This window comes from Pseudomonas caspiana, assembly GCF_040224095.2.
In the GTDB taxonomy this organism is placed as follows: Bacteria; Pseudomonadota; Gammaproteobacteria; order Pseudomonadales; family Pseudomonadaceae; genus Aquipseudomonas; species Aquipseudomonas caspiana.
In genome coordinates, this window is the sequence record NZ_CP167995.1 from 750,810 (window position 1) to 769,583 (window position 18,774).

Consider the following 18,774-nt stretch of genomic DNA (forward strand, 5'->3'; position numbering starts at 1 on the left):
CTGACGTAGTCGGCGACCACCGTCGCTCATGCTCTGCTTGGCAGTAAAACCTATTAAGACCCGTCCTCGTTTGTGGACGGTATTCTGGCGTTTTAGAGGTGAACAACGTGGAGCTCTTATCCGGCGCTGAAATGGTCGTCCGCTTTTTGCGTGACGAAGGCGTTAAGCATATCTACGGGTACCCAGGCGGTGCCCTCCTGCACATTTACGACGCCCTGTTCAAAGAGCCTGCTGTTAACCACATCCTTGTTCGTCATGAACAGGCGGCGACGCACATGGCTGACGGCTATGCGCGCGCTACCGGCAAGGCCGGTGTGGTATTGGTGACTTCAGGTCCAGGTGCTACCAACGCAATCACCGGTATTGCCACGGCTTACATGGACTCGATTCCAATGGTCGTGCTATCGGGTCAGGTCGCGAGCACGCTGGTCGGCACCGATGCGTTCCAGGAAACCGACATGATCGGTATTTCCCGGCCTATCGTGAAGCACAGCTTCATGATCAAGCATCCGTCGGAAATCCCTGAGGTCCTGAAAAAAGCTTTCTATCTGGCGCAGTCCGGTCGTCCCGGCCCTGTGGTTGTCGATATCCCGAAGGATATGACCAACCCGGCCGAGAAGTTCGAATACGTGTTCCCCAAGAAAGCCAAGCTGCGCTCCTACAGCCCGGCCGTTCGTGGCCACTCGGGCCAGATCCGCAAGGCAGTCGAAATGCTGCTGGCCGCCAAGCGCCCAATCATCTATGCCGGTGGCGGCGTGATCATGGGCAATGGTTCGGAACAACTGACCGAATTGGCGCAAAAGCTGAACGCTCCCGTAACCAATACGCTGATGGGCCTGGGCAGTTATCCGGGCATGGATCGTCAGTTCGTCGGCATGCTGGGTATGCATGGTAGCTATACCGCTAACCTGGCGATGCACCATGCAGACGTGATTCTGGCTGTTGGCGCGCGTTTCGATGACCGAGTCATCAACGGCGCCGCCAAGTTCTGCCCGAACGCCAAAGTAATCCACATCGATATCGATCCGGCTTCGATTTCCAAAACCATCAAGGCTGATGTGCCTATCGTGGGGCCGGTTGAGAGCGTTCTGACTGAAATGGTCGCGACCCTCAAGGAAATCGGCGAGCTGCCAGACAAGGCGCTGGTTGCCAGTTGGTGGAAGCAGATTGACGAATGGCGTGGTGATCGTGACCTGTTCCCGTACAACCCGGGTGACGGCAGCGTCATCAAGCCGCAGAAAGTCATCGAGACCCTGTGCGAAGTCACCAACGGCGATGCGTTTGTTACGTCCGACGTTGGTCAGCACCAGATGTTTGCTGCGCAGTACTACCGCTTTAACAAGCCGAATCGCTGGATCAACTCTGGTGGTCTGGGCACCATGGGCTTTGGCTTCCCGGCTGCGATGGGCGTCAAACTGAGCTTCCCTGAGGCGCATGTTGCTTGCGTAACCGGCGAAGGCAGTATCCAGATGAATATCCAGGAGCTGTCGACCTGCCTGCAGTACGGTCTGCCTGTAAAAATCATCCTGCTCAACAACGGCGTGCTCGGCATGGTCCGTCAGTGGCAGGACATGAGCTACAGCGGCCGTCACTCGCACTCCTATATGGAGTCGCTGCCTGACTTCGTGAAACTGGTCGAAGCTTATGGCCATGTCGGCATGAAGATCACTGATCTGAAAGATCTGAAGCCGAAGATGGAAGAAGCCTTCGCCATGACGGACCGTCTGGTGTTCATCGATATTCAGGTCGACGTCACCGAGCACGTTTACCCGATGCAGATCAAAGACGGCTCCATGCGCGATATGTGGCTCAGCAAGACGGAGCGGACTTAATCATGCGGCACATCATTTCCCTTTTGCTGGAAAACGAACCGGGTGCACTGTCTCGTGTTGTCGGTCTGTTTTCGCAGCGTAACTACAACATCGAAAGCCTGACCGTGGCACCCACCGAAGACCCGACGTTGTCGCGTCTGACGCTGACCACTGTTGGCCAGGATGAGGTGATCGAGCAGATCACCAAAAACCTCAACAAGCTGGTCGAGGTAGTCAAACTGGTTGATCTGTCGGAGAGCGCTCACATCGAGCGTGAACTGATGCTCATCAAGGTCAAGGCTACGGGCGCCCAACGCGCCGAGATCAAGCGCACCACGGATATTTTCCGCGGGCAAATCGTTGACGTTTCAGCCAGCGTTTATACCGTGCAGCTGACCGGTACGAGCGACAAGCTGGACAGCTTCATTCAGGCCATCGGCACTGCCGCTATCCTGGAAACAGTACGCAGCGGCGTGACGGGCATTGCCCGTGGCGACAAAGTGCTGAGCATCTAATCTCATTTTGCAAAATGGCCTGAAGGCCACGATAACAGGGGAGTTCCATGAAAGTTTATTACGACAAAGACTGCGACCTTTCGATCATCCAGGGCAAAAAAGTTGCCATCATCGGTTACGGTTCCCAGGGCCACGCTCAAGCGTGCAACCTGAAAGACTCCGGCGTTGATGTCACCGTTGGCCTGCGTAAAGGTTCGGCCACTGTCGCCAAGGCTGAAGCCCATGGTCTGAAAGTGACTGACGTTGCTTCGGCTGTTGCTGCTGCTGACCTGGTCATGATCCTGACCCCGGACGAGTTCCAGTCCACGCTGTACAAGAACGAAGTTGAGCCGAACATCAAGAAGGGCGCTACCCTGGCCTTCTCCCATGGCTTCGCGATTCACTACAACCAGGTTGTGCCACGCGCTGACCTGGACGTGATCATGATCGCGCCAAAAGCGCCGGGTCACACCGTTCGTACCGAATTCGTCAAAGGCGGCGGTATCCCTGACCTGATCGCTGTTTACCAGGACGCTTCGGGCAACGCCAAAAACGTCGCACTGTCTTACGCTTCGGGCGTGGGCGGCGGCCGTACCGGTATCATCGAAACCACCTTCAAAGACGAGACTGAAACCGACCTGTTCGGCGAGCAGGCTGTTCTGTGTGGCGGTACCGTTGAGCTGGTTAAAGCCGGTTTCGAGACGCTGGTTGAAGCTGGCTACGCTCCGGAAATGGCTTACTTCGAATGCCTGCACGAACTGAAGCTGATCGTTGACCTCATGTACGAAGGCGGTATCGCCAACATGAACTACTCGATCTCCAACAACGCCGAATACGGCGAGTACGTGACCGGTCCTGAGGTGATCAACGCTGAATCCCGTCAAGCCATGCGTAACGCTCTGAAGCGCATCCAGGACGGCGAATACGCGAAGATGTTCATCAGCGAAGGCGCTACCGGCTACCCTTCGATGACCGCCAAGCGTCGTAACAACGCTGCTCACGGTATCGAAATCATCGGTGAGCAACTGCGCTCGATGATGCCGTGGATCGGTGCCAACAAAATCGTCGACAAAGCCAAGAACTAAGTCCTCGCGACGCTGTTCTGCGCTAGAAAAACGCGGCCAATCGGCCGCGTTTTTTCGTTATGCGCGAGTGCTTCTGGTATAAAGCTGCATCGTTTGCAGACGAACCCTCGTCGCAAGCATCTGTCGAAACTTTCCACACCGTTGCAAGGTAAAGTCTATGAGCGAACGTCCTGAAGAGCCAAACAAGGCCTCTGACGCCGAAAGCCTGCTACCGATCGATGAGCATATTGAAGAAGGGCATGACGCCGAAGGCCGCAAGGTCCGGCATCGCGGTATCTATCTGCTGCCCAATCTGTTTACCACTGCGAACCTGTTCGCCGGCTTTTATTCCATCATCAGCTCCATGAGCGCCCAGAGCGCTTTGGCTGCGGGAGATACCGCAGGGGCGAGCAAGTATTTTGCTTTTGCCGCTATCGCTATCTTTGTGGCGATGGTGCTTGATGGCCTGGATGGCCGTGTGGCACGCATGACCAATACTCAGAGCGCATTTGGCGCTGAGTACGACTCTCTGTCCGACATGGTCGCTTTCGGTGTTGCCCCGGCGTTGCTGGCCTTTGGTTGGGCATTGGGTGACATGGGCAAGGTCGGCTGGATGGTCGCCTTCATCTATGTTGCGGGTGCAGCGCTGCGTCTGGCGCGTTTCAACACCATGGTCGGCAAGGCTGACAAGCGCTACTTCATCGGTCTGGCCAGCCCCGCTGCGGCAGGCGTTGTTGCGGGTACTGTGTGGGCCTTCAGCGACTACGGAATCCAGGGGTCCAAGCTGTCCTTCCTGGTTGCGCTGCTGGTTGCTGCCGCGGGTATGCTGATGGTCAGCAATATCAAGTACAACAGCTTTAAGGAGTTGGACCTCAAAGGGCGTGTGCCGTTTGTGGCGATTCTTGCAGTAGTCCTGGTGTTTGCTGTCGTGTTTAGCGATCCACCACGCATTTTGCTGCTGATTTTCCTCGCTTATGCAGCATCTGGCCCGATTCAGTATTTGTTACGTCTTCGTCGCCACAAGTCGGCCGATTGATGTAATTTCCCCCATACTCCACAGTCTATTGGTGCATCAGTTCCTCTGGATTGTGGAGTCATCATGCTAATCAAAATTCCGTCAGCGTCCGCTTGCAAAGAGTCGGACGTCACCCCCGAATCTATCTATCTCTCTCGCCGTAGCCTTTTAGGCGCTTCGCTCGCCGGGTTGGCTGTCAGTGCCATGCCACGTTGGGCGAGCGCTGCTGATCCTTCTCTTTATCCGGATGTTGAGCCTGGCAAGGCTCCCGGCTGGTTTGCCGAGAAGCTTCCCGACACCAAATGGCAGGCGGTCAACGTCAAGGGGGAGGCGATCACTCCGTTCAAGGATGCTACGCACTACAACAACTTCTATGAGTTCGGTACGGACAAGGGCGATCCGGCGCAAAACGCAGGCTCACTGAAGACCGAACCTTGGACTGTGGTCATCGATGGCGAGGTCGGCAAGCCGGGTCGCTATGCACTCGAAGACTTCATGAAGCCTTATCAGTTGGAAGAGCGCATTTACCGACTGCGGTGTGTAGAGGCTTGGTCCATGGTCATTCCGTGGATCGGTTTTCCTATTTCTGCATTGCTCAAGCAGGTCGAACCTACGGCCAAGGCGAAGTACATCCGTTTTGAAACACTGCAGGACCCGAAAACCATGTCTGGGCAACGCTCGGGTTTCGCCCTGATCGACTGGCCCTATGTCGAAGGCTTGAGGCTGGACGAAGCGATGAATCCTTTGGCGATTCTCGCCGTGGGCATGTATGGCCGTGAGCTGCCTAATCAGAATGGCGCGCCGTTACGTTTGGTGGTGCCGTGGAAGTACGGTTTCAAAAGCGTGAAATCCATCGTGCGCATCAGTCTGGTGAGCGAGCAACCCAAGACGACCTGGCAAAGTATCGCGGCTAACGAGTATGGCTTTTATGCCAACGTGAACCCGACTGTCGACCATCCCCGCTGGACTCAGGCGCGTGAGCGCAGATTGCCGAGCGGACTGTTCAGTCCTAATGTGCGACCAACCGAAATGTTTAACGGGTACGGGGAGGAGGTTACCTCCTTATATACAGGTCTGGATTTGCGGAAGAATTATTGATGCGTTACCCGTTCTGGCGCTTCGGCGTTTTTTTGGCTGCGTGTGTTGCTCCGGTGCTCTGGTTGTATCAGGCGTGGATCTTTGCGCTAGGGCCTGATCCCGGGAAGGTGCTTGTCGACAGGCTCGGTCTTGGGACTCTGATACTGCTACTGATTACTCTGGCAATGACACCACTGCAGAAACTGACGGGGTGGGCAGGCTGGATCGTCGTCAGGCGTCAGCTGGGTCTATGGTGCTTCGCTTATGTGTTCATGCACATGAGCGCATACGCTGTCTTCGTACTGGGGCTTGATTGGTCGCAGTTAGGTGTTGAACTGGTGAAGCGGCCTTACATCATAGTCGGCAGCCTGGCTTTTATAGGTCTGCTGGTGCTGGCGGTGACATCCAATCGATACAGTCAGCGTCGTTTGGGGAGTCGTTGGAAGAAGCTTCACCGGCTTATATATGTAATTTTGGGGTTGGGTTTGCTCCATATGTTCTGGATTGTCCGCGCGGATTTGAAGGAGTGGTCCCTTTATGCGGCGATAGGTGCGTTATTACTTGGGCTTCGAATCCCTGTAATTGCTGGGCGAATCCCGCGTCTTATTGGTAGAAAGCCAAAAGTTCCCACAAAAGCGTAAATAAGGGGTTGACGGCCCCTCAGATCTCTCTATAATTCGCACCTCTTCTGGCGCAGACAGAACGAAAAACTCCTTGATAATCAACGAGTTGGACGATTAAGTTGGCGAAGAAGAGGCTTCGATGAAGTTGATCGAAAGCGGTGAAAAAAGGCAGTTGACAGCAGGTTGTAACGCTGTAGAATTCGCCTCCCGCTAACGAGCAACGTGATGTTGATCGAAGCGCAAGTGGTTGAAGTTGATGAGGAAGCTTTGAAAACTTCTTAAAATAACCGCTTGACAGATACAGAGGCTGCTGTAGAATGCGCGCCTCGGTTGAGACGAAAGACTCTTAACCAACCGCTCTTTAACAATTGAATCAAGCAATTCGTGTGGGTGCTTGCGCTGTCAGACTGAAGTCAACAGATTATCAGCATCGTAAGTTACTCCGCGAGAAATCAAAGAAATAACCAACGATTGCTGAGCCAAGTTTAGGGTTTTCTCAAAACCCAAAGATGTTTGAACTGAAGAGTTTGATCATGGCTCAGATTGAACGCTGGCGGCAGGCCTAACACATGCAAGTCGAGCGGCAGCACGGGTACTTGTACCTGGTGGCGAGCGGCGGACGGGTGAGTAATGCCTAGGAATCTGCCTGGTAGTGGGGGATAACGCTCGGAAACGGACGCTAATACCGCATACGTCCTACGGGAGAAAGCAGGGGACCTTCGGGCCTTGCGCTATCAGATGAGCCTAGGTCGGATTAGCTAGTTGGTGAGGTAATGGCTCACCAAGGCGACGATCCGTAACTGGTCTGAGAGGATGATCAGTCACACTGGAACTGAGACACGGTCCAGACTCCTACGGGAGGCAGCAGTGGGGAATATTGGACAATGGGCGAAAGCCTGATCCAGCCATGCCGCGTGTGTGAAGAAGGTCTTCGGATTGTAAAGCACTTTAAGTTGGGAGGAAGGGCATTTACCTAATACGTAAGTGTTTTGACGTTACCGACAGAATAAGCACCGGCTAACTCTGTGCCAGCAGCCGCGGTAATACAGAGGGTGCAAGCGTTAATCGGAATTACTGGGCGTAAAGCGCGCGTAGGTGGTTTGTTAAGTTGGATGTGAAATCCCCGGGCTCAACCTGGGAACTGCATCCAAAACTGGCAAGCTAGAGTATGGTAGAGGGTGGTGGAATTTCCTGTGTAGCGGTGAAATGCGTAGATATAGGAAGGAACACCAGTGGCGAAGGCGACCACCTGGACTGATACTGACACTGAGGTGCGAAAGCGTGGGGAGCAAACAGGATTAGATACCCTGGTAGTCCACGCCGTAAACGATGTCAACTAGCCGTTGGGAGCCTTGAGCTCTTAGTGGCGCAGCTAACGCATTAAGTTGACCGCCTGGGGAGTACGGCCGCAAGGTTAAAACTCAAATGAATTGACGGGGGCCCGCACAAGCGGTGGAGCATGTGGTTTAATTCGAAGCAACGCGAAGAACCTTACCAGGCCTTGACATCCAATGAACTTTCCAGAGATGGATTGGTGCCTTCGGGAACATTGAGACAGGTGCTGCATGGCTGTCGTCAGCTCGTGTCGTGAGATGTTGGGTTAAGTCCCGTAACGAGCGCAACCCTTGTCCTTAGTTACCAGCACATTATGGTGGGCACTCTAAGGAGACTGCCGGTGACAAACCGGAGGAAGGTGGGGATGACGTCAAGTCATCATGGCCCTTACGGCCTGGGCTACACACGTGCTACAATGGTCGGTACAGAGGGTTGCCAAGCCGCGAGGTGGAGCTAATCCCATAAAACCGATCGTAGTCCGGATCGCAGTCTGCAACTCGACTGCGTGAAGTCGGAATCGCTAGTAATCGCGAATCAGAATGTCGCGGTGAATACGTTCCCGGGCCTTGTACACACCGCCCGTCACACCATGGGAGTGGGTTGCACCAGAAGTAGCTAGTCTAACCTTCGGGGGGACGGTTACCACGGTGTGATTCATGACTGGGGTGAAGTCGTAACAAGGTAGCCGTAGGGGAACCTGCGGCTGGATCACCTCCTTAATCGACGACTCAGCTGCAGCACAAGTTCCCACACGAATTGCTTGATTCATTGAAGAAGACGATTAGAAGCAGCTTTAAGCTCCAAGCTGATAGCTCACGCTAGCGGCTACAAGCTCGAAATTGGGTCTGTAGCTCAGTTGGTTAGAGCGCACCCCTGATAAGGGTGAGGTCGGCAGTTCGAATCTGCCCAGACCCACCAATTTTGTGTGGGAAACGCCTGTAGAAATACGGGGCCATAGCTCAGCTGGGAGAGCGCCTGCCTTGCACGCAGGAGGTCAGCGGTTCGATCCCGCTTGGCTCCACCACTTACTGCTTCTGTTTGAAAGCTTAGAAATGAGCACTCCATCGGTTCGATGGTGAGTGTTGATTTCTAGTCTTTGATTAGATCGTTCTTTAAAAATTTGGGTATGTGATAGAAATATAGACTGGGCACCTCTTTCACTGGTGCGTGTCCAGGCTAAGGTAAAGTTTGTGAGAACAAACTTTCGGCGAATGTCGTCTTCACAGTATAACCAGATTGCTTGGGGTTATATGGTCAAGTGAAGAAGCGCATACGGTGGATGCCTTGGCAGTCAGAGGCGATGAAAGACGTGGTAGCCTGCGAAAAGCTTCGGGGAGTCGGCAAACAGACTGTGATCCGGAGATGTCTGAATGGGGGAACCCAACTGTCATAAGACAGTTACCTTACACTGAATACATAGGTGTATGGAGCGAACCAGGGGAACTGAAACATCTAAGTACCCTGAGGAAAAGAAATCAACCGAGATTCCCTTAGTAGTGGCGAGCGAACGGGGACCAGCCCTTAAGTGGCTTTGAGATTAGCGGAACGCTCTGGAAAGTGCGGCCATAGTGGGTGATAGCCCTGTACGCGAAAATCTCTTTGTCATGAAATCGAGTAGGACGGGGCACGAGAAACCTTGTCTGAACATGGGGGGACCATCCTCCAAGGCTAAATACTACTGACTGACCGATAGTGAACTAGTACCGTGAGGGAAAGGCGAAAAGAACCCCGGAGAGGGGAGTGAAATAGATCCTGAAACCGTATGCGTACAAGCAGTGGGAGCCTACTTTGTTAGGTGACTGCGTACCTTTTGTATAATGGGTCAGCGACTTATTTTCAGTGGCGAGCTTAACCGAATAGGGGAGGCGTAGCGAAAGCGAGTCTTAATAGGGCGTCTAGTCGCTGGGAATAGACCCGAAACCGGGCGATCTATCCATGGGCAGGTTGAAGGTTGGGTAACACTAACTGGAGGACCGAACCGACTACCGTTGAAAAGTTAGCGGATGACCTGTGGATCGGAGTGAAAGGCTAATCAAGCTCGGAGATAGCTGGTTCTCCTCGAAAGCTATTTAGGTAGCGCCTCATGTATCACTGTAGGGGGTAGAGCACTGTTTCGGCTAGGGGGTCATCCCGACTTACCAAACCGATGCAAACTCCGAATACCTACAAGTGCCGAGCATGGGAGACACACGGCGGGTGCTAACGTCCGTCGTGAAAAGGGAAACAACCCAGACCGTCAGCTAAGGTCCCAAAATCCTGGTTAAGTGGGAAACGATGTGGGAAGGCTTAGACAGCTAGGAGGTTGGCTTAGAAGCAGCCACCCTTTAAAGAAAGCGTAATAGCTCACTAGTCGAGTCGGCCTGCGCGGAAGATGTAACGGGGCTCAAACCAGGTACCGAAGCTACGGGTATCATCTTTTGATGATGCGGTAGAGGAGCGTTCTGTAAGCCTGTGAAGGTGAGTTGAGAAGCTTGCTGGAGGTATCAGAAGTGCGAATGCTGACATGAGTAACGACAATGGGTGTGAAAAACACCCACGCCGAAAGACCAAGGTTTCCTGCGCAACGTTAATCGACGCAGGGTTAGTCGGTCCCTAAGGCGAGGCTGAAAAGCGTAGTCGATGGAAAACAGGTTAATATTCCTGTACTTCTGGTTATTGCGATGGAGGGACGGAGAAGGCTAGGCCAGCTTGGCGTTGGTTGTCCAAGTTTAAGGTGGTAGGCTGAGATCTTAGGTAAATCCGGGATCTTAAGGCCGAGAGCTGATGACGAGTGTTCTTTTAGAACACGAAGTGGTTGATGCCATGCTTCCAAGAAAAGCTTCTAAGCTTCAGGTAACCAGGAACCGTACCCCAAACCGACACAGGTGGTTGGGTAGAGAATACCAAGGCGCTTGAGAGAACTCGGGTGAAGGAACTAGGCAAAATGGCACCGTAACTTCGGGAGAAGGTGCGCCGGTGAGGGTGAAGGACTTGCTCCGTAAGCTCATGCCGGTCGAAGATACCAGGCCGCTGCGACTGTTTATTAAAAACACAGCACTCTGCAAACACGAAAGTGGACGTATAGGGTGTGACGCCTGCCCGGTGCCGGAAGGTTAATTGATGGGGTTAGCTAACGCGAAGCTCTTGATCGAAGCCCCGGTAAACGGCGGCCGTAACTATAACGGTCCTAAGGTAGCGAAATTCCTTGTCGGGTAAGTTCCGACCTGCACGAATGGCGTAACGATGGCGGCGCTGTCTCCACCCGAGACTCAGTGAAATTGAAATCGCTGTGAAGATGCAGTGTATCCGCGGCTAGACGGAAAGACCCCGTGAACCTTTACTATAGCTTTGCACTGGACTTTGAATTTGCTTGTGTAGGATAGGTGGGAGGCTTTGAAGCGTGGACGCCAGTCTGCGTGGAGCCATCCTTGAAATACCACCCTGGCAACTTTGAGGTTCTAACTCAGGTCCGTCATCCGGATCGAGGACAGTGTATGGTGGGTAGTTTGACTGGGGCGGTCTCCTCCTAAAGAGTAACGGAGGAGTACGAAGGTGCGCTCAGACCGGTCGGAAATCGGTCGTAGAGTATAAAGGCAAAAGCGCGCTTGACTGCGAGACAGACACGTCGAGCAGGTACGAAAGTAGGTCTTAGTGATCCGGTGGTTCTGTATGGAAGGGCCATCGCTCAACGGATAAAAGGTACTCCGGGGATAACAGGCTGATACCGCCCAAGAGTTCATATCGACGGCGGTGTTTGGCACCTCGATGTCGGCTCATCACATCCTGGGGCTGAAGCCGGTCCCAAGGGTATGGCTGTTCGCCATTTAAAGTGGTACGCGAGCTGGGTTTAGAACGTCGTGAGACAGTTCGGTCCCTATCTGCCGTGGACGTTTGAGATTTGAGAGGGGCTGCTCCTAGTACGAGAGGACCGGAGTGGACGAACCTCTGGTGTTCCGGTTGTCACGCCAGTGGCATTGCCGGGTAGCTATGTTCGGAAAAGATAACCGCTGAAAGCATCTAAGCGGGAAACTTGCCTCAAGATGAGATCTCACTGGAACCTTGAGTTCCCTGAAGGGCCGTCGAAGACTACGACGTTGATAGGTGGGGTGTGTAAGCGCTGTGAGGCGTTGAGCTAACCCATACTAATTGCCCGTGAGGCTTGACCATATAACACCCAAGCAATCTGCGACCTTCTCTTAAAAAGAGCAGGGCATCAGATTGCGGTGACTGTGAAGACGACACGAACCGAAAGTTTGTTCGCACACTGAACCTGATCTATCACATACCCATTGGCTGGAGCGTCACCCGCAAGGGCGACGAGCCGGCAACCGAATTTCTTGACGACCATAGAGCATTGGAACCACCTGATCCCATCCCGAACTCAGAAGTGAAACGATGTATCGCCGATGGTAGTGTGGGGTTTCCCCATGTGAGAGTAGGTCATCGTCAAGATTAAATTCCAGAACCCCTGATCGCTTATGCGTTCAGGGGTTTTGTTTGTGCGCGAAGAAAAAGTCCTGCGGCGATGGAGGCTCACGCGTTCCGACGCATACACCGTTTCGCAGCCTTCGGCAGCTCCTACAAGTTCAATGGGAAGAGCGATTGCCGCAATCCTGTAAGGAGCGAATTTATTCGCGAAGAGGCCGATACCGGCGCTGCCTATCTATCGCCTACGTTCTAGGCGAAACATACTGAAACACACACCTTCATATTCCCGTATGGCGGCCGATAGCTTGCTAACTTCATTCTGTGAGTTCAGCCCGCATGACACTGCGTAATCTCGGAATTGCCCTTCGCGCCGCTCTCTGTTTCTCCCTTATGGCCTTATTCGTTTTGTTCCTCGGTGTTATGAGTCTGGATAAAATGTCCGGGCTCAATAAAAACACGACGGATCTTGGCGGAGGCTGGCTGAAGTCCACTCGGCTGCTGGGAGAGTTGGCTGATACCACCTCGCGCTTCCGCACCATGTCTTACCTCATTATGGTCAATCGCACTCAGGCGGATATCGACAAAGCAGAAGCCCGTCTTGAAGTCCTGACCAAGAAGGCCAACACGATTGTCGCTGCATACGCTCCTTTGGTTCGCAGCGCAGAAGAAGGCACGAAGTTTCAGCAGTTTAAAGAAGCTCTGAGCAACTACCTGATCGCTCAGGACAAACTGCGCCAGGCCTCTCTCGCCAAGCGTGACGCCGAGATCCCAGGTCTGATCAGCGGTGAACTCAAGAAATATTCGGATCAGATGGCTCCTTTAGTGGAGAGCCTGCTGGAACTCAACACCAAGGGCGCAGATGCCGCCGTGGCTGACTCCGCCAGCGAATACACCAGCGCACGTAATATCATCATTGCAGTGCTGGTGTTGACCGCTGCACTGACCGTCCTGCTGGCAATAATCCTGACTCGCAGCATCGTTCGCCCTCTCAGTGAGGCGGTACGTGCCGCTGAAGACGTAGCGCGTGGGGATTTGACGACGACAGCTCAGGTGAGCGGTCGTGATGAAGTCACGCGTCTCCAGCAAGCGCTGCAAACCATGCAGATTAACCTGCGCGACACCCTGCAGCGGATCTCCGGGTCGGCCACTCAGGTCGCTTCAGCGGCCGAAGAGCTCAATGCGGTGACTGAGGAAGGTTCGCGATCCCTGCAGCAACAAAACAATGAAATCGAACAAGCCGCGACAGCCGTCAACGAGATGACCGCAGCTGTCGAGGAAGTTGCCAGCAACGCAGTCAACACCTCTACCGCATCGCAGCAGTCCAGCACTTCAGCCATGCAAGGTCGCCAGCGAGTGCAGGAAACGGTTAATGCGATCCAGCAAATGACTACGGATGTCGAAATCACTTCCGAGCAGATCCGAAGTCTGGCTGATCAGACTCAAGATATCGGTAAGGTTCTGGACGTAATCCGTGCCATCGCAGAGCAGACCAATCTGCTGGCCCTCAACGCGGCCATTGAGGCAGCGCGTGCCGGGGAAGCCGGGCGTGGGTTTGCGGTTGTAGCTGACGAAGTCCGGGCGCTAGCCCATCGTACTCAGCAGTCCACGCAAGAAATTGAAGTCATGGTCAGCGGCATTCAGCAAGGGAGCAGCAAGGCGGTGGCTTCTATGCAGAACAGCAGCAACCGCGCTCAAAGTACTCTGGATGTGGCTCGCAGTGCCGGTGATGCTCTAGAAGAAATCACCCGCAGCGTGGGTGAAATTTCCGACCGTAACCTGGTGATCGCCAGTGCGGCAGAAGAGCAGGCGCAAGTGTCCCGCGAAGTGGATCGCAACCTGGTCAACATCCGAGACCTGTCGCTGCAGTCTTCCGACGGCGCTCACCAGACCAACGCAGCCAGCCAGGAGTTGTCGCGCCTGGCTGTCGAGTTGAATCAGATGGTGGGCAAGTTCAAGATTTAACGAACACCGAACCTCGAAAACGCCTACAAAAAAGGCCGCATTCTCATGCGGCCTTTTTTGTTCATGCGGACTCAGCTTATTCAGCCGCTTCCTCTGCGACTTCAGAAACAGTCGCCTTCACCTCATCACGTCGACGGATGTACTTCCAGTCCGCCTCATCAATGTAGATGCCGTTAGGCCCACTGCCGCCTTCCAGGTCGATGGCCACATGAGCCGAGACTTGCGGCTTTACACTCGCCAGAATCGGTACGAAGCCCAGTTGCAAACTGGTCTCCAGTAGCGCTGCCTGGTTCTTCTCGTCGATGTCTGCTGCTTCGTCCAGGTAGTAAGGCAAGCGCACGCGACCGGCTTGATCGCGATCCATCAAGTGCAGCAACAGGTACATGTTGGTCAGCGCCTTGATGGTCATCGTGGTGCCGTTTGATGCCGCGCCGTCGATGTCGGTATGGATCACTGGCTGGCCGTTGACCTTTGTGATCTCGAACGCCAGTTCGAACAGGTCTTTCAAGCCCAACTGGTTGTGGTTTGCTGCTACCAGACGAGCGAGATACTCCTTGGCTTCTTCGTTCTTGTTGTCCTGCTCGGCACTCTGGCTCAGGTCGAACACTGACAGTGTTTCGCCTTCTTCGTACTGGCCTGCGCTGTGGATGATCTGGTCGATGTGCTTGAGCGCTTCCTTGTTGGGAGCGAGCACGATGCGGAAGCTGGCCAGGTTGGAAACCTGACGCTTGTTGATCTCGCGGTTGAACAGGGCCAACTGGTGCTCAAGGCTGTCGTAGTCGCTGCGAATGTTGCGCAATGTACGCGCAATGTCGGTAACGGCTGCGCGGCGGGCCTTGCCCAAGGTCAGGGCTTCGTCGGTGCGGTGTGCGTAGGCATTGATCAGCAACTGCAAGCGACGCTCGACATCTTCTTCGCTGTCGAACTTGGCCACACCTTTCAGGCGTACCTGAGCATACAAGGCTTCGATCTGACCATCGCTGCGCAACAAACCTTGCCAGCTGTCCTGATAATCGTTGAGCAGCGGCAACAGGTTATCCAGCGAGTCATCCACCGGGTCCATGTAAGGCGTACCAAACGGCAAGTCCGCAGGCAGCAACTGACGACGACGCAAGGCGTCATCCAGCGTGCGTTGCTTGGATTCCAGATCGCCAATCTGACGGGCGACCAGTTGCAGCTTGGCGGACAGTTGCTGGACGCGCTCGGTAAACGCATCGCTGGAGCGCTTTAGTTCATCCTGCGCGGCTTCCATCTGTGCGAGTTGCTCGTGCTTCTCGGGTTCTTCAGCGCTCAAGGTCTGGCAGCGACGGAAATCTTCCAGCGCTTTCTGAGCATCCAGCACTTGTTGATACAGGGCTTCAGTTTGCGTTTTGCTTGCTGCACGGTCGGAGGCGACCGCTTGCTGAGTCTTGAGCTGTTTCAGTTCTTTCTCAAGGCGTTCTTTCTGATCGCGCAACGCGGCACGGTCGGCCAGCGCTTGCAGGGCAGGCGGTTCGATATTGGTCAGGTTGATCGACAGACCCGGCACCTGGAACTGGTCACCTTTAAAGCTATCAAGGATCGCCTCAAGGGATTTGACCCACGCGTCGCCGTCATCCAGCGCAATGCCTTGCTCACCCAATGGCAAGCTGAACAGGGCGCTGTTGAACAGGCGCATCAGGCGCTCTACGTCAGGCTGCGAGAACTCTTCGCGCAGGCGTGCATAGCTGTTGTTGTCCGCATGATCGAGTTGCTGCTTCACCGACTTCAGGCGTTTTTCCAGATCCCGCAGGCGTTCGTCCAGATCCTCGGCGCTGAACTGACGGGATTGCGCCAAGGCACCGGCCAGTTCGTCGTGAGCATCCTTGGCGGCCAGCAACTGTTGTTCCAGCACTTTGGCGTCGTCGATCAGCGCGAAGCGATTCTTGAGGACCGCCAGCTCGCCGATCCAGCGCTGAATGCTGCTGATTTCCCGCTCCAGACGCATCAGCTCCTGAGTGCCACCGCGCTGATCGTTCTGCAGTTCATCCTGCTGGCTGCGGTAATGCTCGGCCTGAATAACCAGCTCTTCCTTGCGCGCGGTGGAGTAGTCCATCCAGGTGCCGAGCAGCGAATCCAGAAGCGGCGACAGGCGATGCAGTTTGCCCCGCAACAGATCACGCTGAGCGACACCTGCCGCCAGGGCTTCGACCAATGGGCCCGCTTTGACCAGCGAGTTGTAGTCCTGCTCCATGCGTCGCACGTCGCGGAAGGCTTCTTCGCACGCGGCAATGTAATCGACGCTGCCGGAACGCAGGCTGTGTTCGAACGCATCGAGGAACAGTTGCTTGAGCTTGGCCGCAGTGATTTCGCGCATGTGCAGCAAATTGATGAACAGCGCCCGGAACGTTTTCAGGCTCTGTTCACTGGTTGAGCGCAGCGGGATTAACGTCAAGTCCAGAGGGATGGACGTATGACCGCCCACCAGCAAGCGACGCAGTTCGTCAGGCTTGAGTTCGTAAGCTTTCAGCCCCTGGCTTTCCAGATTGCTGAACAGCTCTTTCTGGCGCAGGCACGTATCGTTCTTCTGGTAATGGCCCAGATCCAGCTTGCCTGCATAGGCAAAAAACTGGTGACCGAAACCGCCACCGGGGCCGCGTCCGACCACGCCGATAACATGCGGGCCGTGGGGCAGGGCAACTTCCACCAGAATGTAACTGGTGTCGGACGCAAAGTAGAACTTGCGCGACTGCTCCAGGCTGTATTTGCCGAAACTCATGTCCGACATGCGCGCCAGAATCGGGAATTGCAGTGCGTTGATCGAGGCGCTCTTGCCGAGGTTGTTGGCACCGTACACCGACAGCGGGTGTTCCAGCGGGAACAGCCCAAGGCTGTAACCGGCCGTATTCAGCAGGGCAAAGCGGCGGATGCCGTAGCGTTCCTGGCTCATGCATCCATCTCCTGTTGCTCGTCAGCGATAGCGCGGGCCAGGGCCTGCTCTTCGGTCTCTTCCACGTCTTCGAATTCGGCGAGGTCCAGCGGGTCATCGGTTTGCAGCAGCTTTTCATCGCTGTCTTCGTCGATCAGCACAGGCACTGGCAACGGCAGCACACTGTGCAGGCTGGCGGCCAGATCGCGGTCCTGTTGTACCGAGAGGCACACGTCGAGGAAGCGATGCATCGGCGGCAGGAAGCGGTAGATACCGGTTTCCTCGGCGGCGAAACCCAACTGGGTCATGCGGCGCATGATTTTCTCTTCCAGCTCGTCCTGGGTCTGCACTTCGGCCTGCAAGAACAGGTCCCGATACTTCTCCAGCATCGACGGCAGTTCATCACGCCCCAGGCTGCCGCCGTCCAGCACGGCTACCGGGTCACGACCCTGGTCGGCAAGGTGCTCAACCAGAATGAACGTGAACAGCGCCAGACGTTGCGCGGTCTTGTTGACCTGCGCAGCGGCCTGATCCGGCACGAAGTAATAGAAACCGCGGGTATCGCAAACCAGTTCAAACCCCAGCGCCTTGAACAGCGTCCGGTATTGATCCTGTGCGTTGGACAGTTGCGCGTACAACTCGGGGTCGCGGCGGCTGATGTGGAAACCTTTGAACAGCTCGCGGAAGATCGGCGCGAGCTGGGACATTTCGGAAAGATCAAGATGCATTGGCTGGGTTCCCCGTTTGCTCATCACTGCTGGAGAGCAGGGCGAAGGAGCGCAGGCTGACCTGATGCTCCTGGGTAAAGTAGTCACGACGCTCGAGGCGTTCGCGGGTAAAGCGTTTCTCGCGGGACAGGCGCGAGAACCAGTAGAGCAATTCGTCGGTGGCGCCGTTCGGCTCCTGCTCAAGTAGCCAGACCATCAGGTCCGGCATCGGCAGGGCATCTTCGCAACGCTCCAGCATTTCTTTGACGGTGCGAGGCGCATGCGGTGAATCACCTTTGCGCTTGCCGCCGCCCGCCTTGGGAAACTTCGCCGGTTTCGGCTCGAACCGGGCCAGCGCGTAAACGTACGCCTCGACCTGGTTTGCACTGCCCAGGAACGTACTTTGCGGACGGGTGAACATTGGCATGGCCGCTTGCGGCACAGCATCGATGCCCTTGCGACGTATCGCCGACAAGGCCAGCGCCGCGCCACGCGTCACTGCGTTGTGGCGGCGGGCTTCTTCACGCAGCGGCAGCAACAGTTCGCGGGCATGACGCAACGTCAACTGAGCGCTGGTCTGCATTTCAAGGATGCGCGCATGGGTGCGCAGCAGCATGTCGTCGTCGACCAGTTGGCCGAGACGTTGCTGTTCAGTCAGCAAGCGCAACAGCACGTTCTCGACCTTGCGCACGCCTTGTTCGAAAGCGCCGTCAGCGTTCACCAACTGAATCATCGGCTCGACATATTCGTCCCAGGTCGCCAGCACTTCGGCGTAACGCTGGCGCAGCGGAATCTGTCGATCACTGGTCTTGGCGCGATCGGCAACCCCCACCAACGCCTGCTCGTCATTGGCGAGTTTTTTCAGGACGTCGCGCACACGCATGTCCAGCAAGCGCAGTTGCCGGGCCAGGTCATTGGCGTCGCGGATATCAAAGGCGTCCTGGATATAACCTGCCAGACGCTCCAGATGGCGCAAATAGGCTTCGATTTCCAGGCACAGGCCCAAACGGTGCTCGCGGCGCAAGTACGACAGGAAGTCGTGAATCTGCGCGTTGAGTTCAAAACGGTTAGGGCTTTTCGCCACTGGCACCAGAATATCCAGGCGAATCCACACATCCAGCAGGTTGGTGATGTCCTGTGGGGTGCTGTCCAGTTGCTGTGCGGCCAGCTGCAAGCGCAGTTCGCTCAGGCTCAGAGTGCCCTGGTCGAAGTGTTCGCACAGCGGCTCAAGAAGCGCCCAGTGTTCGGCAAGGGCGCGCAAGACGCGCTTAGGTTCGATCATTGGAAGGCCGACTGTTGGCAAATAAAAGCGGCGATTGTACTGCATCCGGGGCTTCGGATTTCACCTCCTGACGATCAACTGCGGCGGGAAAGTGCGAAGAGTTGTAGAAT

The 18,774-nt window shown here is 55.2% G+C and carries 10 protein-coding genes, 2 tRNA genes and 3 rRNA genes; 12 read left to right on the forward strand and 3 right to left on the reverse strand.

Going from position 1 to position 18,774, the window contains the following annotated elements; genetic code table 11:
* The first annotated feature begins 107 nt into the window (after positions 1-107).
* The 12 genes from ABRP31_RS03415 to ABRP31_RS03470 all read left to right on the forward strand — a co-directional run bounded on the left by ABRP31_RS03415 (position 108) and on the right by ABRP31_RS03470 (position 13,788).
* A complete protein-coding gene (locus ABRP31_RS03415; protein WP_087266755.1) occupies positions 108-1,832 on the forward strand; it encodes an acetolactate synthase 3 large subunit in 1,725 nt (574 codons plus the stop codon).
* 2 nt (positions 1,833-1,834) lie between these two features.
* Positions 1,835-2,326, forward strand: coding sequence for an acetolactate synthase small subunit (gene ilvN, locus ABRP31_RS03420; protein ID WP_020293234.1), 492 nt, complete (start codon positions 1,835-1,837; stop codon positions 2,324-2,326).
* 47 nt (positions 2,327-2,373) lie between these two features.
* Positions 2,374-3,390: a ketol-acid reductoisomerase gene (gene ilvC / locus ABRP31_RS03425; protein WP_087266420.1), complete on the forward strand. Its 1,017-nt coding sequence runs from the start codon at positions 2,374-2,376 to the stop codon at positions 3,388-3,390.
* A 157-nt stretch (positions 3,391-3,547) separates the two neighbouring features.
* Complete coding sequence (pssA, locus tag ABRP31_RS03430) at positions 3,548-4,405, forward strand: CDP-diacylglycerol--serine O-phosphatidyltransferase (RefSeq protein ID WP_087266418.1); 858 nt, start codon at positions 3,548-3,550, stop codon at positions 4,403-4,405.
* Positions 4,406-4,468: 63 nt separating this feature from the next.
* On the forward strand, positions 4,469-5,482 hold the full coding sequence (msrP, locus tag ABRP31_RS03435) for a protein-methionine-sulfoxide reductase catalytic subunit MsrP (RefSeq protein ID WP_349971343.1): 1,014 nt from the start codon (positions 4,469-4,471) through the stop codon (positions 5,480-5,482).
* Positions 5,482-6,102, forward strand: coding sequence for a protein-methionine-sulfoxide reductase heme-binding subunit MsrQ (msrQ, locus tag ABRP31_RS03440; protein WP_349971342.1), 621 nt, complete (start codon positions 5,482-5,484; stop codon positions 6,100-6,102). Before msrP ends, msrQ begins: the two co-directional genes overlap by 1 nt.
* 497 nt (positions 6,103-6,599) lie before the next feature.
* A 16S ribosomal RNA gene (locus ABRP31_RS03445) occupies positions 6,600-8,138 on the forward strand.
* A gap of 122 nt (positions 8,139-8,260) precedes the next feature.
* Positions 8,261-8,337, forward strand: a tRNA-Ile gene (locus ABRP31_RS03450).
* 30 nt (positions 8,338-8,367) lie between these two features.
* Positions 8,368-8,443, forward strand: a tRNA-Ala gene (locus ABRP31_RS03455).
* Between the two features lie 228 nt (positions 8,444-8,671).
* Positions 8,672-11,565, forward strand: a 23S ribosomal RNA gene (locus ABRP31_RS03460).
* A gap of 169 nt (positions 11,566-11,734) precedes the next feature.
* Positions 11,735-11,850 (forward strand): 5S ribosomal RNA (rrf, locus tag ABRP31_RS03465).
* The 16S, 23S and 5S rRNA genes sit together here with 2 tRNA genes alongside, the layout of an rRNA operon.
* Before the next feature lie 312 nt (positions 11,851-12,162).
* Positions 12,163-13,788 carry a methyl-accepting chemotaxis protein gene (locus tag ABRP31_RS03470; RefSeq protein WP_349973032.1) on the forward strand — a complete coding sequence of 542 codons (1,626 nt, stop codon included), beginning with the start codon at positions 12,163-12,165 and terminating at the stop codon, positions 13,786-13,788.
* A 76-nt stretch (positions 13,789-13,864) separates the two neighbouring features.
* Here the strand turns inward: ABRP31_RS03470 and mksF are convergent, their stop codons facing one another.
* Genes mksF through mksB form a run of 3 tightly spaced genes read right to left on the reverse strand, consistent with a single transcriptional unit; the run spans position 13,865 to position 18,664 of the window.
* Positions 13,865-16,696 (reverse strand): Mks condensin complex protein MksF, encoded by a 2,832-nt coding sequence (gene mksF / locus ABRP31_RS03475; protein ID WP_349973035.1) that lies wholly within the window; start codon positions 16,694-16,696, stop codon positions 13,865-13,867.
* On the reverse strand, positions 16,693-17,403 hold the full coding sequence (gene mksE / locus ABRP31_RS03480; protein ID WP_027900171.1) for an Mks condensin complex protein MksE: 711 nt from the start codon (positions 17,401-17,403) through the stop codon (positions 16,693-16,695). The genes mksF and mksE overlap by 4 nt, the downstream gene beginning before the upstream one ends.
* Positions 17,393-18,664 (reverse strand): Mks condensin complex protein MksB, encoded by a 1,272-nt coding sequence (gene mksB, locus ABRP31_RS03485; RefSeq protein ID WP_087273751.1) that lies wholly within the window; start codon positions 18,662-18,664, stop codon positions 17,393-17,395. Before mksB ends, mksE begins: the two co-directional genes overlap by 11 nt.
* Positions 18,665-18,774 lie beyond the last annotated feature (110 nt).

Coding starts and splice junctions, on each gene's coding strand:
- ilvC (WP_087266420.1), top strand. CDS start 2,374: ATGAAAGTTTATTACGACAAAGACTGCGACCTTTCGATCATCCAGGGC.
- mksB (WP_087273751.1), bottom strand. CDS start 18,664: ATGATCGAACCTAAGCGCGTCTTGCGCGCCCTTGCCGAACACTGGGCG.
- msrP (WP_349971343.1), top strand. CDS start 4,469: ATGCTAATCAAAATTCCGTCAGCGTCCGCTTGCAAAGAGTCGGACGTC.
- pssA (WP_087266418.1), top strand. CDS start 3,548: ATGAGCGAACGTCCTGAAGAGCCAAACAAGGCCTCTGACGCCGAAAGC.
- msrQ (WP_349971342.1), top strand. CDS start 5,482: ATGCGTTACCCGTTCTGGCGCTTCGGCGTTTTTTTGGCTGCGTGTGTT.
- ilvN (WP_020293234.1), top strand. CDS start 1,835: ATGCGGCACATCATTTCCCTTTTGCTGGAAAACGAACCGGGTGCACTG.
- ABRP31_RS03470 (WP_349973032.1), top strand. CDS start 12,163: ATGACACTGCGTAATCTCGGAATTGCCCTTCGCGCCGCTCTCTGTTTC.
- mksF (WP_349973035.1), bottom strand. CDS start 16,696: ATGAGCCAGGAACGCTACGGCATCCGCCGCTTTGCCCTGCTGAATACG.
- mksE (WP_027900171.1), bottom strand. CDS start 17,403: ATGCATCTTGATCTTTCCGAAATGTCCCAGCTCGCGCCGATCTTCCGC.